Origin of the sequence: Streptomyces sp. NPDC096311 (genome assembly GCF_044763085.1) — a bacterium.
Lineage (GTDB): Bacteria > Actinomycetota > Actinomycetes > Streptomycetales > Streptomycetaceae > Streptomyces.
Window position 1 is genome coordinate 152262 of sequence record NZ_JBIWFN010000024.1, and the last position, 16378, is coordinate 168639.

A 16378-nucleotide genomic window follows, 5' to 3' on the forward strand; every position below is an offset into this window, starting at 1 on the left:
CCTGCCCGCGGCCGTCGAACGGCTGGGCGGGTGCCGACAGGTATAGTCCACTTCCCGCCAGCGGAGCAAGATCGAAAGCGGGTTTACCCGCGGGTCTTTTCCGAGTTGAGACCTCGCGGAAATGTGGGGCGTCCGCGACTTCCCCGGGGGAAGATCGACAGGGCACCAATCTCCCACCATGGGAGTAATGCGCAGCTCGTCGCACGATATTCATCCCGGACGCCACATCCAACACCCTTGACACCACTGACAACTTGACTCCCTACTGGTCCTTGCGCAGCTAGTCTGACAACGTTGTCCAAGGCCAGGGAGGGTGCTCGCGCATGCAGGACAGAGCTCGGTACAGACGGAGTTCTTCGGCTCGGCTCAGATGGGGTTCTTCGACAATAATGGGGGTGGTAGCGCTTTCCCTGGTAGTGGCCTCGCAGGGCACCGCGATTGCCCTTCCGGCCCAAACGGCGTCCACCGATCGCGAGTTCGCCTCCTCGTTCGAATCAGGCGATCCGGCACCGACCTGGCTCAACACGGTGGACACCGGAGCAGACGGTGCAAAGCGTGCGTCGGGTGTCGACGGCGGCTACAGCAGCGGCATCCCCGGCAATGTCACCGACCACGTCACCGACGTCCGCGCGAGCGGCGAGAACACCGGCGGCGGCGAGGTGAAGGAGAACCTCGTCGACGACGAGTCGAGCACCAAGTGGCTGACCTTCGAGCCCACCGGCTGGGCGGAGTTCGACTTCGACGCCCCGGTCAAGGTCGTCACGTACGCGCTGACGTCGGCCAACGACCACGACGAGCGCGACCCCCAGGACTGGACCCTCCAGGGCTCCACGGACGGCAAGGACTGGAAGACCCTCGACACCCGTTCCGGCGAGTCCTTCGGCGAGCGGTTCCAGACGAAGCCGTACGACATCGCGAGCCCCGTCGAGTACCAGCACTTCCGGCTCGACGTCACCAAGAACAACGGCGGCGACATCCTCCAGCTCGCCGACGTCCAGTTCTCTACGGGGAAGAGCGACGACCCGACGCCCAAGGACATGCTCTCGCTGGTGGACCGGGGACCGAGCGGCTCCCCCACCGCGAAGGCCGGCGCGGGCTTCACGGGCAAGCGGGCCCTGCGCTACGCCGGTACGCACAAGGCGGACGGCCGGGCGTACTCGTACAACAAGGTCTTCGACGTGAACGTGGGCGTCGGGCGCGACACCGAGCTGTCGTACCGGATCTTCCCCTCGATGGCGGACGGCGACCGGGACTACGACGCCACGAACGTGACGGTGGACCTGGCGTTCACGGACGGCACCTATCTGAGTGACCTGAACGCGGTCGACCAGCACGGGTTCGCGCTGACGCCGCAGGGCCAGGGCGCGGCCAAGGTGCTGTACGTCAACCAGTGGAACAACGTCGCCTCACGGATCGGTTCGGTCGCGGCCGGGAAGACCGTCGACCGGATACTCCTCGCGTACGACTCCCCCCAGGGCCCGGCGAAGTTCCGCGGCTGGCTGGACGACGTGGCGCTGAAGACCGTGGCTCCCGAGAAGCCCAAGGCGCATCTGGCCGACTACGCGCTGACGACCCGCGGCACCAACTCCAGCGGGGGCTTCTCGCGCGGCAACAACTTCCCGGCGACGGCCCTGCCGCACGGCTTCAACTTCTGGACGCCGGTGACCAACGCGGGCTCGCTGAGCTGGCTGTACGACTACGCGCGCGCCAACAACGCGGACAACCTGCCGACCATCGAGGCGTTCAGCGCGAGCCACGAGCCGAGCCCCTGGATGGGTGACCGGCAGACCTTCCAGGTGATGCCCTCGGCCGCCTCGGGCACCCCGGACACCGGCCGCACCGCCCGCGCGCTCGCCTTCCGGCACGAGAACGAGACCGCGCGCCCGTACTACTACGGCGTGACCTTCGAGAACGGTCTCAAGGCGGAGATGGCGCCCACCGACCATGCCGCCGCCCTGCGCTTCACCTATCCGGATGAGGACGCGAGCGTGCTCTTCGACAACGTGACCGAGCAGGCGGGCCTCACGCTGGACAAGGACAACGGGATCGTCACCGGGTACTCGGACGTGAAGTCCGGGCTGTCGACGGGTGCGACCCGGCTCTTCGTCTACGGGGTGTTCGACGCGCCGGTCACGGACGGCGGCTCGTCCGGCGTCAAGGGGTACCTGAAGTTCAAGCCCGGCGCCGACCACACGGTCACCCTGCGCCTGGCGACCTCCCTCATCAGCATCGACCAGGCCAAGGACAACCTGCGCCAGGAGATCCCCGACGGCACCTCGTTCGGGACCGTCAAGGAGCGGGCGCGCAAGACGTGGGACAAGCTGTTCGGCAAGGTCGAGGTCGAGGGCGCGACGCCTGACCAGCTGACCACGCTGTACTCCAGCATGTACCGGCTGTACCTGTACCCCAACTCCGGCTTCGAAAAGGTCGGTTCGAAGTACCAGTACGCCTCGCCGTTCTCCGCGATGCCCGGCCCCGACACCCCCACCCACACCGGTGCGAAGATCGTCGACGGCAAGGTGTACGTCAACAACGGCTTCTGGGACACGTATCGGACGACCTGGCCGGCGTACTCCTTCCTGACGCCCTCTCAGGCGGGTGAGATGGTCGACGGGTTCGTGCAGCAGTACAAGGACGGCGGCTGGACCTCGCGCTGGTCCTCCCCCGGGTACGCGGACCTGATGACCGGCACCTCCTCGGACGTGGCGTTCGCGGACGCGTACGTCAAGGGCGTGGACTTCGACGCGGAGGCGGCCTACGACGCCGCCCTGAAGAACGCGACCGTCGTCCCGCCGGCCTCCGGCGTGGGCCGCAAGGGCATGTCGACGTCCCCCTTCCTCGGCTACACCAGCACCGCCACCGGCGAGGGCCTCTCGTGGGCGATGGAGGGATACGTCAACGACTACGGCATCGCCGAGATGGGCCAGGCCCTCTACAAGAAGACCGGCAAGAAGCGCTACAAGGAGGAGTCCGCGTACTTCCTCAACCGGGCCCAGGACTATGTGAACCTCTTCGACTCGAAGGCCGGGTTCTTCCAGGGCCGCGACGCGCAGGGCAACTGGCGCCTCGACTCCTCGAAGTACGACCCGCGTGTGTGGGGCTACGACTACACCGAGACGAACGGCTGGGGGTACGCCTTCACCGCGCCCCAGGACTCACGGGGCCTCGCCAACCTGTACGGCGGCCGGAGCGGGCTGGCCCAGAAGCTCGACGCGTACTTCGCGACCCCCGAGACGGCCTCGCCGGACTTCGTGGGCTCCTACGGCGGGGTCATCCATGAGATGACCGAGGCCCGTGACGTACGGATGGGCATGTACGGGCACTCCAACCAGGTGGCCCACCACGTGAACTACATGTACGACGCGGCGGGTCAGCCCTGGAAGACGCAGAAGAACGTCCGCGAGGTCCTCTCCCGCCTCTACACCGGCAGCGAGATCGGGCAGGGCTACCACGGCGACGAGGACAACGGCGAGCAGTCCGCCTGGTACCTCTTCTCCTCGCTCGGCTTCTACCCGCTGGTGATGGGCAGCGGCGAATACGCCATCGGCTCCCCGCTGTTCACCAAGGCGACCGTGCACCTGGAGAACGGCAAGGACCTGGTCGTCAAGGCGCCGAAGAACAGCGCGAAGAACGTGTACGTGCAGGGCGTGAAGTTCAACGGCAAGCGCTGGACGTCGACTTCACTCCCCCACTCGCTCATCTCCCGTGGTGGCGTCCTGGAGTTCGACATGGGCTCCAAGCCGTCGTCGTGGGGCACGGGCAAGGACGCGGCGCCCGTGTCGATCACCCAGGACGACAAGGTGCCCGCGCCCCGCGCGGACGTCCTCAAGGGTGACGGCGCGCTCTTCGACAACACCTCGGCGACGGACGCCACGGTCACCTCGGTCGACCTGCCGACGTCCGCCGCGGCCACGGGAGTTCAGTACACCCTGACCTCGTCCGCGGACCGCACCAAGGCCCCGGGGGGCTGGGTCCTGCAGGGCTCCTCCGACGGCACCACGTGGGCCGACCTCGACAAGCGCTCCGGCGAGTCCTTCACCTGGGACAAGCAGACCCGGGTGTTCTCGGTCGCGCATCCGGGCGCGTACGCGCACTACCGCCTGGTCCTCGACAGCGAGGCGACACTCGCGGAGGTGGAACTGCTGGGCTGACACCCCTCACGGGGACGGGGCGGGCGCGGAGATCGTTCTCCGCGCCCGCCCCGCTGTACGGCCGCGGCCTCAGCCCACGGCGAGGGTGAACACGTGCAGGTCGGCGTTGTCCGGGAGTTTCACACTCTTGACGGTCTTGCCGGGCGGGGCCTGGAAGGGCTTGGTGGCGAAGATGTACGTGGCCACCGGGTCCTTGTCGGCGCCCGCGACGTTGCGGTACGCGGTCCTGGCGACGGTCTCGTTGCCGTACTGGACGGTGCCGCCTCCGCCGCCGACGGTCCAGTCGGTGAAGGAGAGGTCGACCAAGTCCGTGCTGCCGTCGGTGTAGGTGACGGCCGCGTGGGTCTGCTGGTTGCCGTTGACCGCACTGCCGAGGAAGGACAACCGGTCGGCCGGGCGGACGAGTTCGATGGTCTGGGCGGTCGCCGAGGCGTTGTCGGGACGGCCGGTGGGCGAGTCGGGCCAGGTGTAGGTGAGGCCGTCCACGGTGCCCTGGGCGCCGGGGGTCAGGCCGGCGGCGGCGAGGGCCTGACGGGAGTAGCTCCAGCCGCCGCCGTCGTAGTCGGCCTCGTCGTGGTCGCCGGTGTCGTCGGAGACACCGGTGTTGTTGTAGGCGGCCAGGAGGGAGCCGGGCGCCGCGACGGTCAGGGCCACCGGCTGCGCGTAGGAGGTCGCGGCCGACGTCACGGTGACCTTGACGTCGTAGAAGCCCTGCTGGGCGGTGTCACCGGCGGACAGGGTGATCTCCTGGGAGCCGTCGGTCACGGTGCCCTCGGCGGGGGTCGCGGTCACGCCGGCCGGGGTGTCCACCTTGAAGCGGACTTCGGGGCCGGTGCCGCCGCTCAGCGCGAGGGCGCGGATGTCGAGCTTCGTGCTGCCGCCGGGTGCGAGCGTCGCCGTGGTCGGGCCGACACCGATCTGGTACGGCTGCTCGCCCTCGCGGAAGGACGGCGGGGCGGCCGCCGGGTCACTGCCCCAGGTGCGGTTCGGGGTACCGGAGAGCGTGTAGTCGAGCGTGCCGCCGTCGCGGACGAAGGAGGCGGGGAGCCAAGGACGGTCGCTGGTACGGCCGTCGACCTTCAGCGACCGCACGTACGGGGCGTCGTCGGCGGCGCCGTTCGCGCGGATCTCGATGTCGTTGCCACCGGGCCGGTTGATCTCCACCCGTGTGAACAGCGGTGAGGCGAGGACGAGTTCGCCGCGGGAGGGGACCTGCGAATACATGCCGAGCGCGGAGAAGACGTACCAGGACGACATCTCCCCCAGGTCGTCGTTCCCGGGGATGCCGCCGGGCTGGGTCGACCACAACCCCGTCATCGCGGCGCGGACGGTCTCCTGCGTCTTGTAGGGCGCGCCCGCGTAGGCGTACAGGTAGGGCACGTTGATCGAGGGCTCGTTGTCCAGCTCCGACTTGTCGCCGCCGTTGCCCGTGAAGGCCCAGCTGCCGTCGGCGTTGTGGAAGAAGGTGTCGAGGCGGTCGAGTGCCTTGCCCCGGCCGCCCATCGCGGCGAAGAGCCCGGCCGGGTTGTGCTGCACCATCCAGGTGTACTGGGCGGCCGTACCCTCCACGAATCCGTTGCCGGTCGCCGGGGTGAAGCCGGTGACCCAGCTACCGTCCGCCTTGCGGTTCGCGATGTAGCCACCACTCGGGTCGGCCGCGATGTTGAAGTTGTTCTGCCACCACTGGGAGCGCTGGGCGAAGTCGGCGGCCGTCCGCTTCTTCCCTGCCGCCGTGGCGAGTTGGGAGAGCGCGAAGTCGGCGCCGGACATCTCGAGGGTCTCGGCGGCGCCGCCCCAGGCGTTGGACACGGAGGGCATGTAGTGCTGCTTGAGGTACTTGTCGAGCGACGGCCGCTGCCCGACGGACAGGACCGGCTTGCCCGAGGAGGAGAGGTCGCCCTCGGTCGGCAACGTCGCCGCCTTGACCAGCGAGTCCAGCGCGCCGCGCAGGTCGAAGTCGGTACCGCCGAAGGCCCGGATGCCGGCCAGCGCGGTCGGGGACGGGTCGCCGTTCATGACGTGGGTGCCGCTCGCGCCGTGCAGCCAGCGGTCCCAGACGCCGCCGTTCTGCCGGGCGAGTTCGAGCAGGGACTGCGCGATGTCGGAGCCGGTGTCCGGGCTGAGCAGGGTCAGCAGCTGGACCTGGGAGCGGTAGACGTCCCAGCCGGAGAAGGTGCCGTACTGGGCCCGGTGGCCGCGGCCGACGACATGGACCTTGTCGTCGGGGCCCCGGTATCTGCGGTCGGCGTCACTGATGACGTTCGGGTGCAGAAGGGCGTGGTAGAGCGCGGTGTAGAAGGTGGTGCGGTCGCTGTCGCTGCCGCCGCCGACCCTGATCGCGCCGAGCCGGTCGCGCCAGGCCCGGTGGGCGGCGTCCTGGACCGAGGCGAAGGAACGGGACGGCGGGTTCTCGGCCGCGAGGTTGGCGGCGGCGCCCGCCTGGCTGACATAGGAGATGCCGACCTTGACGTTCACGGGGTCGGCGCCGGGCTCGAACTCCACATAGCCGCCCGCGCCCTTGCCCGCGACGGGACGGCCGCCGCTCGCGAAGCCGCCGGTGCCGCCGCTCGCCTCCGTGGACCCCGGGCTCAGCCTGTCGTCCTGCCAGGTGCCGGTCGACTTGAAGTCACGGTCGAAGCGGGCGGTGAAGTAGAGCGTGTAGTAGGCGCGTTGGCCTTCGGGGTCGAGGTAGCCGCAGAAGTTCCCGGAGGTGACGGACCCGGAGACCGTGCGGGTCGCCGGGTCGATCTTCAGGGTCGAATCGGTCGAGCCCACCTCGGAGTTGGCGCTGCGCACGAGCAGCGAGGCGGGCTTGTCTGCGGGGAAGGTGAAGCGGCCCGAGCCGGTGCGCGCCGTCGCGGTGAGGTCGGCGGTGACGCCTGAGGCGAGGCCGACCTTGTAGTGGCCGGGCTCGGCGGTCTCGTCGGTGTGCGCGAAGTCGGCCGCGTACACCGCGTCCTTGGTGTCGCTCGCCGGGGAGGACGTGACCTCACCGGCGTACGGGAAGAAGGGGATGTCGCCACTGCCGCCCGCGCAGCCCGTGCCGGACATGTGGGTGAGGCTGAAGCCCCTGATACGGGTGGCGTCGTACTGGTAACCACCGGGCGCGGCCGTACGGGTGGCGTCGCCGCGGGTGTTCTCGGGGCTCCAGGAGAGCATGCCGAAGGGGACGACGGCGCCGGGGAAGACGTTGCCGCCGTTCTTGGTGCCGATGAGCGGGTCGACGTAGGTGGTGGGGTCCCGGACGAGGTCGGGGGGCGCGGCGGTGGCAGCCGCCGCGGGGGTGACGGCGGGGGTGATCCCGGCGGCCGCCAAAGCGGCGGCGAGCAGGACGGATGACGGACGGAAACGCATGACGCGGCCCCTCCTCCTTCGGACGGGTCGCGCACCACAGGTCGCACAAGCCGCAGGAACAGTAACGTGCGCCACGCGTACCACGGAAGACCGCGTGCGACCCCTCAGGCACGCTCGGCGCACACCCCTATGGCGCAACGCGCCCCTCAGTGGTCCCTCAACTCGCTTGACATCGTTGTCGGTTGAGGCGGTAGAGTCATGTACAGACCATCAGACAACGTTGTCGCACGCCTCGGTCGTCACAAGCCACGCTCCCCCAAGCTCTCGACTTCGCTCGAGCAGGGGGACCTCCACCCCGGGCAGCACCCCCCTCGCCCGCCCGGGCTCGCGGACCGGGTGAGTTCCACACCACCCACCCGGTCCGCCCAGAGCCGGTCAACCGACCCGACAGGAAAGCCCGGTCGCGGGATCACCGCCGGAGCCCGAGACGACGTACCCGAAGGCCGCGCCCTTCCCGGGATCCAGTGCACCGTTCCAGTCGGCGTTGTGCACCCTCACGTCCTGGCCGCCGCAGGTCGCGTTGCCGTTCCAGAGGCTGACGACCGACTGCCCGCCCGGCAGGGTCCAGTCGGCCATCCAGCCGAGCATCGGCACGTCGAGGAGGAGGGAGCGGTGGCGGGACGGCCGCGATCATCGCGATCTTGTCACGTTCATGACGGATGCAGACCTGGCGAACAGACCCTTCGCTCAATAGCGCGGGGAGGGTGAGGTGAGGCGGGAGCAACTCCCGGCGGGTTCCGGTCCGCCGCATGGGAGCGCTCCCACCTCATGCGGACGTTAGCGCGCACAACCACCTCTGTAAACGCTTCACGCACGAGGGCCGCACCCCCTGACATCGGGTGCGGCCCTCGCCATGACGGAGAAACCACTCAGGTACCGATTTTCCTATGACTGAGAAACCACCTGAGTCGGTCACGTCACCGATGGTGGGGTGACGTCAGATAGTGCTGTCGAAGAAGCTCCCTCCCGTAGTCGTTGCCGTTGGGCGTGCGGATGATGGAGTGGACGTGCTTCTGGGTCGCGCCGCTGCCCTGCGTGGCCCCGTAGGCGCCCGCGAGCGGGCCCGGGGCCTGGCAGTCGACCTCGACCCAGACGACCGGGCTGTGCACCCGGACGTAGAAGGCGGAGTCGTCGGCCGTGCCGCCCGCCCAGGTCACATGGGTCTGGTCGAGGTACTTACGGACCTCGGCCATCCGCACCTTCGCGACATCGGCCTTCCCGCGGCCGACGAAGGCCTCGACGATGCCGAGAAGCTTCTTCTTCTGCGCCCCGTTCAGGACGTCGGCGCGCAGGCCGGTGTACGTCTGCACGGCGTTGTCGGAGAAGGCGCCCGCCTTCATCGACTCGTTCGACTTGGTCGCGGACTCGATGGCGACCGCCTGCTGCGCCTGCGTGAGGGAGTTGACGAAGGCGAGGCTCGCCACGACCTCCTCGTGGCAGACCGTCACGGTCTCGCCGTCGATCTCCATCGAGGTCGGCTCGGAGCCCCAGAAGCAGGGGCTCATGACGACCTGGTCGCCGAGCACGAAGTAGTTGATGACCAGGTGGTGGCCGTCGAACTGGAAGCCCCAGGGCTCAGTGGCCGACGGGGTGCCCATCAGGGTCCAGTAGTACGCGTCCTCGTTGAAGGAGGCGGTGTTGCCGATCGCCTCGCCGGCCGCCTGGTTGATCCTGCGGATCTTCTCGGTGGTCTCCAGGCCGTCCGCGCTGAGCGCCGACTTCAGCAGAGCCGTGCCCAGCGCCTTCTGAGCATCCGTCATGTCGGCGAGGGTGACGCCCTGACGTGCGTACGAGTCGATGTTGCTCCACAGGCGCCACTCGGTGGAGTGGACCGTGAACTGCGTCGCCGTCTTCTGGGTGTCGGTGAGCCCGGCGAGGAAGGCGTTCGCGGCGGCGATCACGGGAGCGGTGGCGACTCCCGTGGAGTGGATCGCGTACAGGTCGTCGATCCGCTTGCCGTCGGTCGTGAGGCCGAAGAAGTCCTCCGTGATGGTCTGGTTGCCGGGGCCGCCCGCGCCGCCACCGGGACCACCGCTGGGGCCGCCGCTGGGCGCGCCGCTCGGTGTGGCGGAGGCGTCGGCGGTGGGGGTGGCGGTGTCGTCGGCGAGCGCGGTCCAGGCTCCGGCGCCGCCCATCGTGGCGACGGCCGCGGCGCCGCTCGCGAAGAAGACCCTCCGCATGAAGTTGCGCCGGTCCGCGTGGGCGCGGGAGTCCGTCCCGGACTGCGGAGGCGTCCCGGACTGCGCCGCATGCTCTCCGGTGTCGAGCTCGGTCATCGTCGCTGGATCCCTTCGTCGTGGGCACGTCCGTGGCGGACGGCCGGGCGCCCACGACTCTGGGGGAGCAACCTGAGGCGAACCTGAAGTGCGGCCAGGAAGAGGTCCGGCACGTGGGGCGGAGAAGGGGCCGGCAGGTGCGGCGGGGAAAAGGCCGGCGCGAGGACAACGAACCGCTCCCTTCCGGGCGCCGGGGCGGGCCGCTGTCGCGTCACCCGCGCATGGCGCGCACCTCGGTCTGACGCCTACGAACGTATGTCGCCACCGAAGAAAGTGTCAACAATTTCGTTGACCTTCATGGTGGGTGCACAGGGGCGGGGACGAAGGTGCTGGGGATCAGGCCGACGCGGGTGCCGGAGCGGATGCCGGGTCAGGGGTCCTGGCGCCTTCGGCCGGGGACAGTTCGAGCGTGAACTCCGTACGGCCCGGGGCGCTCTCCACGCGGATGCGACCGCCATGGGCGACGGTGACCGCCTCGACGATGGCGAGTCCGAGGCCGGAGCCGCCCTCCGTGGGGCCGCCGCGGGCGCGCGAGACGTCGCCGCGTGTGAAGCGTTCGAAGACCGACGGGAGCAGGTGCTGCGGGATGCCGGGACCGTCGTCGCGGACACGGATCACGCAGGCCGCTTCCGTGGCCTCCACCGAGGCGATCACGGTCGTGCCGACGGGTGTGTGCACACGGGCGTTGGCCAGCAGGTTGGCCACCACCTGGTGCAGCCGTGCCTCGTCGCCGACGACCAGGGCCGGGGCGTCCAGCAGCAGCGCCAGCTGCCAGTTGTGGGTGTCCCCGGCGGCCCGCGCGTCCCACACCGCCTCGGCGACCAGTGCCGCGAGGTCCACCTCGGCCGCGTGCAGCGGCCGGCCCTCGTCCAGCCGGGCGAGCAGCAGCAGGTCCTCTACGAGGCCGGTCATCCGGGCCGACTCGGCGGAGACCCGGCGCCAGGCCAGGGTCGGTTCGATCCGCTCGGTGCCGCGGTTCATCAGTTCCGCGTATCCGGCGATGGAGGCGAGAGGTGTACGGAGTTCATGGCTGGCGTCGGCGAGGAAGCGGCGCATGCGTTCCTCGCTGCGGCGCATCTCCTCCTCGCCGCGCTGGCGTTCGGCGAGCGAGGACTCCACGTGGTCGATCATGCGGTTGAGGGCGGCACCGACCTGGCCGGCCTCGCTGCCGGGGTCGGTGTCGCGTTCGGGGACGCGGGTCAGGGCGGTGACCTCGCCGTGGCCCAGCGGGGAGCGGGAGACCTCGACGGCGGTGGCGGCGACCCGCCCGAGGGGGCGCAGTTGGCGCCGTATGACGACCGCGCAGACGCAGCCCGCGGCGGTGAGGCCGACTGCGGCCACCACGCCCTCGACCGCGACCAGCCGGCCGATCATGTCCTGTACGTCGCCCATGGGGAGCCCGGTGAGGACGGGGACGCCGTCGCCGCCGAGGGCGGTCACACGGTAGCTGCCGAGGCCAGGGACGGTCCGGGTGTGCAGGGAGCCGTCGGTGGTGATGCCGTCGAGGGCGGCGCGCTGGACGGCGGTGAGGGTCTGCTGGCCGCCGTCGTGGGTGACGACCTCGGCGGCGAGGATGTCCCCGTCCTCGTCGAACCGGGCGGCGAGCGTGCCGACGGCCTGTCCCCGTTCGCTGAGGAACCCCAGGTCCGTGTCGTCGCCGCTGCGGCGCTGGAGGCCGCCCTGGCTGCGCTCGGCGGCGTCGGTGACGCGCTGGTCCAGGTTGCCGAGCAGATAGGAGCGTTGGGCGAAGACGGTGGTGAGGGCCATCGCGGCGCAGACGGCGACGAGGGTGGCGCTGATGAAGAGCAGCAGCCGCGTGCGCAGCGAACGTCCCGACCGCGCCGTGGGCCGGGAGCGTCCGGGGAGCCGGGTCTGTCGGAGGTTCATCTCCCGTCCTCCACCGGGCGGATCGCGTACCCCACCCCGCGTAGGGTGTGGATCATCGGCGCCCGCCCCTTGTCGATCTTCCGGCGCAGGCTGGAGATGTAGACCTCGACGAGGTTGCCGCCGCCGTCGAAGGAGCTGCTCCACACGTGGTCGAGGATCTGGGCCTTGCTCAGCACCTGCCGCGGGTGGCCGAGCAGCAGGCCGAGCAGGTCGAACTCCTTGGCGGTGAGCTGGATCGGTGTACCGTCGCGGCGCACTTCGCGGGTCTCCTCGCTCAGGACGAGATCACCGAGCACCAGGACGGAGTCGTCGGCCCGGAGCGGTTCGGCGCCGGCCCTGCGCAGCAGTCCGCGCAGCCGCAGGACGACTTCCTCCAGGGAGAAGGGCTTGGTCACGTAGTCATCGGCGCCCGAGGACAGTCCGTCGATGCGGTGTTCCAGCGCGTCGCGCGCGGTCAGCATGAGGACGGGCAGTCTTGGATTCTCGTACCGCAGCCTGCGCAGTACCTGGATTCCGTCGAGGTCGGGCAGCATCCCGTCGAGCACGACCGCGTGCGGGGCGCAGCCGCGGGCCGCGCGCAGGGCGCTGTGCCCGTCGGCGACCGGGTAGGGCCGCCAGCCCGCCTCGGTGACGGCCGCGGAGAGCAGCTCGGTGAGCGCCGGCTCGTCATCGACGATCAGCACACGGACTTGGTCGCTTCGAGGGCCGGACATGTACCGATCCTGTCCCGGTCCGCTGGGAGAACCCTGTGCTCCGCCTGAGCGACAGCCGTGCGAACGTGCCACCTGACCGGATCGCGCCCTCGTCGCCGCCCCCCGCGAAGGGTCCGAGTTGGACCCAACTCCCTTGGCCGAAGGGGGCATTGGCACGGCCCGGCCACGGGAATCCCTTGAGCCCCTTCGCCCCCGGCCCGCACGCTGGTCCGGGACCTCACCAGGTCTCTCAAGGGGAGGAAGTCCACAGATGCGAAGACTCCACGCCCTCTGGGCCATGGCAGGCGCCGCCGCTCTGCTCGCGGGTGCGGTCGCGCCCTCGGCAGCGGCCCCGATCCCTTCGGCGGTCGCCCCACCGGGCCCGGCGCAGGGCAGCACCCGGACCGTCACTCTCATCACCGGGGACACGGTCTCGATCACCGAAGGCCAGGACGGGAAACAGGCCGTCGACGTCGAGCGCGGCCGGGGCCGGGAAGCCGTCGATTTCGTCACCACCGAACAGAACGGCGAGGTCAGCGTCGTACCCGATGACGCGATCCCGCTCGTCCAGGCCGGCCGCCTGGATCCGGCCCTGTTCAACATCAGCCAACTCGTGAAGCAGGGATACGCGGACGAGAGAACCGGCGTCATCCCGCTGATCGCCACCTACCGCAAGGGCGCCGAGACTCCCGAGGGCACACGCCGGACGCTGGCGCTGCCCGGTATCGACGGCGCCGCGCTCAGCGCGAGGAAGTCGACCGCGGCGACCGCCTTCTGGGCGGACATCGCCCCGGCCCCCGGTACCGAACCCACCTCCAAGGCCGCCCGGCAGCTCGGCGACGGTCTCGACAAGCTGTGGCTGGACGCCAAGTTGTCGGTCTCACTCGACGTCAGCGTTCCGCAGATCGGCGCCCCCGACGTGTGGAAGGCGGGTTACGACGGCAAGGGCGTCAAGATCGCCGTCCTGGACACGGGCGTGGACGCGGGTCACCCGGATCTCGCCGGCAAGATCGCGGATTCGAAGAGCTTCGTGCCGGACGAGACGGTGCAGGACGGGCACGGCCACGGCACCCACGTGGCGTCCACGATCGTCGGCTCGGGCGCGGCCTCGGGCGGCCGGTACAAGGGGGTGGCACCGGGCGCCGAGCTGCTGGTCGGCAAGGTGGCCGACAACACCGGTGGCGCACAGACGTCGTGGATGATCGCGGGCATGGAGTGGGCGACCCACGCCGGCGCGAAGATCGTCTCCATATCGATCAGCGGTAAGGCAGCGGGCCCCTCCGACCCGCTCACCGAGAGCGTCGACGAGCTGTCCAGGTCCACGGGCGCCCTCTTCGTGATCGCTGCGGGCAACGCGGGGCCGACCGCCAAGTCGATCGGCACCCCGGGGACCGCCGACTCCGCGCTGACGGTCGGCGCCGTCGACAAGTCGGACAAGCTGGCCTCGTTCTCCAGCCGCGGCCCGCGCTACGGCGACTACGCGGTCAAGCCGGAGATCACCGCACCGGGCGTGAGCATCACGGCCGCGCGGGCCGCGGGCACCGCCATGGGCACCCCGGTCGACGACAACTACACCACGGCGAGCGGTACGTCGATGGCGACCCCGCATGTCGCGGGCGCCGCGGCGCTGGTCGCACAGGCGCATCCGGACTGGACCGGCGCCCAGATCAAGGAGGATCTGGCGAGCACCGCGAAGACCATGCCGGACAACAGTGTCTTCGAGCAGGGCGACGGCCGGGTCGACGCCGTACGGGCGGCTCTGCAGGGCGTCTTCGCGACGCCGACGCTGAGCTTCGGCACGTACGCGGACGACGACACCGAGGTCGACAGCAAGGACATCACCTACACCAACTCCACCGACGAGCCGGTGGAGTTGAAGGTCTCCTCGACGCTCGCCGAGGTGACCCTCGGCGCGGACACCGTGACCGTCCCGGCGAAGGGCACCGCGACCGTTCCGGTCACGGTCGACCCCGCGAAGGAGACCCGGGGCCGGTACGCGGGCCACATCATCGCGACCGCCGGCGGCGTCACCGTCACGACCGGTGTCGGTTACGAGAAGTCGCCGGGGACGGTCAGTCTGAAGGTGAACCTCGTCGGCCGTGACGGCAAGGCGGCGCCCTCGGCGCTCTACACGCTCACGGAGCTGAACGGCGCGATCACCAGCGGGTACGGCTATGTGACCGACGGCTCGACCCTGGAGGTTCCGGCCGGTACGTACGCGATGGGCACGTGGATAGCCGACCGCGACGCGGGCGGCACGACGGTCGGCACCTCGGTGGTCGGCGATCCGGAGATCAAGGCCGCAAAGGACACCGAGATCACGTTCGACGCCCGCACGGCGAACGAGATCAAGCCGGTCGTGAAGGACGACGCCGAGTTCCAGGGCTTCAACACCACCTGGCACCGGGACGGTCCCGCCAGCAACTGGACCCTGAGCTACAGCCAGGGCTTCTGGACCGACCACGTCTATGTGGCGCCGACCAAGCAGGTCACCCAGGGGAACTTCGAGTTCTACTCCAAGTTCCGTATGTACGCCAAGGACCTGACGGCGAGCGTCAGCAGCCCGGAGAGGTACGCGCTGCCGCTCGAGTACCCCAACTACTACAACGGTCTCCCGGTGAAGTTCACCGGTGACCGAACGGTCCAGGCGGTGGACGCGGGCGGTGGCACCGCGGCCGACTTCGAAGGCCTGGACGTCAAGGGCAAGGTCGCGGTGGTCGGGCTCGGCCCCACGGAGTGGGCGGACGACGCGCTGGTCAACGCCACCGCGGCGGGAGCGGGTTATGTGATCGCCTATCGCAGGACGCCCGGCGCCTGGCCCACCTCCGTGGAGGGCACGACCATCCCGATCATGATCGCCTCCGGCGAGGAGGGCGCGAAGCTCACCGCGCTCCTGAAGACCGGCAAGAAGGTCAAACTGAAGCTGGGCGGCACGGCGGACAGCCCGTACGTGTACAACCTGCTGCTCCCGCAGCCCGGCAGCATCTCGGCGAACCAGACCTACCGTCTGGGCAGCTCCGACCTGGTGAAGGCGACGGCCCGTTACCACGCCTCCGAGGAGGGCCAGATCGGCAAGGACTTCATCTTCGCCTTCCGCCCCTGGTCCGTGGCCGCGGTAGAGACCGGCAAGAACGTGCCCCTGGGCAAGCAGCGCACCGAGTACTTCAACGTCAGCCCCGACACCCGCGTCAACCACTCGGTCGGCTGGAGCGCCTACAGCAGCGAGTCGGGCACTGAGCGGATCTACGACAAGGCGGGCACCCTGCCCGCCGAGGACTGGCTGGGCCAGGTGGTGCGTCCCGCGACGAACGCCCGGTACGGCCCCTCGCAGCGCACCGGCGACAAGATCACCCTGCAGATCGCGGAGGTGAGCGACTCCACACCCGGCCACTACGGACGCATCGACGGCACCGAAGACACCGGCAAGGGCAAGCTGTACGACGCGGCGGGCACGTTGCTCGGCGAGGCGACGCTCGGCGGCTACGGCGTCTTCAACGTCCCGGCGGACCAGGCCTCGTACCGCTTCGTGGTGGACGTGGCGCGCAGGGCCGACTGGGCGAAGTACTCCACGAACACCCACACCGAGTGGACCTTCGCCTCGGGGCACACCGACGCGCGGACGAATCTGCCGATCCTCTCCGTCGACTACGCCCTGAACAAGATCGACCTCCTCGACCGGGCCGAGTCCGACCGGAAGATGAAGCTCGGGCTCGCCGTCCGGAACCAGGAAGGGGGTGTCGAGGTGAGCAGCCTGAAGGCCTGGGCCTCGTTCGACGACGGCGCCTCCTGGAAGGAAGTGAGGGTCAAGAAGGGCAAGGCGGAGATCAAGCACCCCAGGGGCGCCGAGTTCGTCTCGCTGCGGGTGCAGGCCGCCGACAGTGACGGCAACCAGATCGACCAGACCGTGCTGAGGGCCTATGGCCTGAAGTAGCCCAACGGCTGGGCCCATGGCCGGTAGGGGGACACTCGTCCGCAGCGGGGCTCCGGCCTTAACAAAGATCCTCTAACGTGCCGAGCC

Annotated in this window: 6 protein-coding genes and 1 pseudogene; 2 read left to right on the forward strand and 5 right to left on the reverse strand. The window is 69.8% G+C overall.

All coding sequences use genetic code 11. The features are described from left to right. The first annotated feature begins 389 nt into the window (after positions 1-389). A complete protein-coding gene (locus ACIRA5_RS43765; protein ID WP_403701212.1) occupies positions 390-4151 on the forward strand; it encodes a GH92 family glycosyl hydrolase in 3762 nt (1253 codons plus the stop codon). 69 nt (positions 4152-4220) lie between these two features. Here ACIRA5_RS43765 and ACIRA5_RS43770 read toward each other — a convergent pair whose 3' ends face one another. The 5 genes and pseudogenes from ACIRA5_RS43770 to ACIRA5_RS43790 form a co-directional block, all read right to left on the reverse strand. After that, positions 4221-7505, reverse strand: coding sequence for a GH92 family glycosyl hydrolase (locus ACIRA5_RS43770; RefSeq protein WP_403701215.1), 3285 nt, complete (start codon positions 7503-7505; stop codon positions 4221-4223). A gap of 375 nt (positions 7506-7880) precedes the next feature. Next, positions 7881-8102 (reverse strand): annotated as a pseudogene (locus ACIRA5_RS43775) (cellulose binding domain-containing protein); the annotation flags it as partial. Between the two features lie 320 nt (positions 8103-8422). After that, positions 8423-9781 (reverse strand): DUF3500 domain-containing protein, encoded by a 1359-nt coding sequence (locus ACIRA5_RS43780; RefSeq protein ID WP_403701218.1) that lies wholly within the window; start codon positions 9779-9781, stop codon positions 8423-8425. 336 nt (positions 9782-10117) lie between these two features. Continuing rightward, positions 10118-11668 carry a sensor histidine kinase gene (locus ACIRA5_RS43785; RefSeq protein WP_403701221.1) on the reverse strand — a complete coding sequence of 517 codons (1551 nt, stop codon included), beginning with the start codon at positions 11666-11668 and terminating at the stop codon, positions 10118-10120. After that, positions 11665-12381, reverse strand: coding sequence for a response regulator transcription factor (locus ACIRA5_RS43790; protein ID WP_403701224.1), 717 nt, complete (start codon positions 12379-12381; stop codon positions 11665-11667). The genes ACIRA5_RS43785 and ACIRA5_RS43790 overlap by 4 nt, the downstream gene beginning before the upstream one ends. 250 nt (positions 12382-12631) lie before the next feature. Here ACIRA5_RS43790 and ACIRA5_RS43795 point away from each other — a divergent pair, with 250 nt between their 5' ends. Then, positions 12632-16291 carry a S8 family serine peptidase gene (locus ACIRA5_RS43795; protein ID WP_403701227.1) on the forward strand — a complete coding sequence of 1220 codons (3660 nt, stop codon included), beginning with the start codon at positions 12632-12634 and terminating at the stop codon, positions 16289-16291. Positions 16292-16378: the final 87 nt, after the last annotated feature.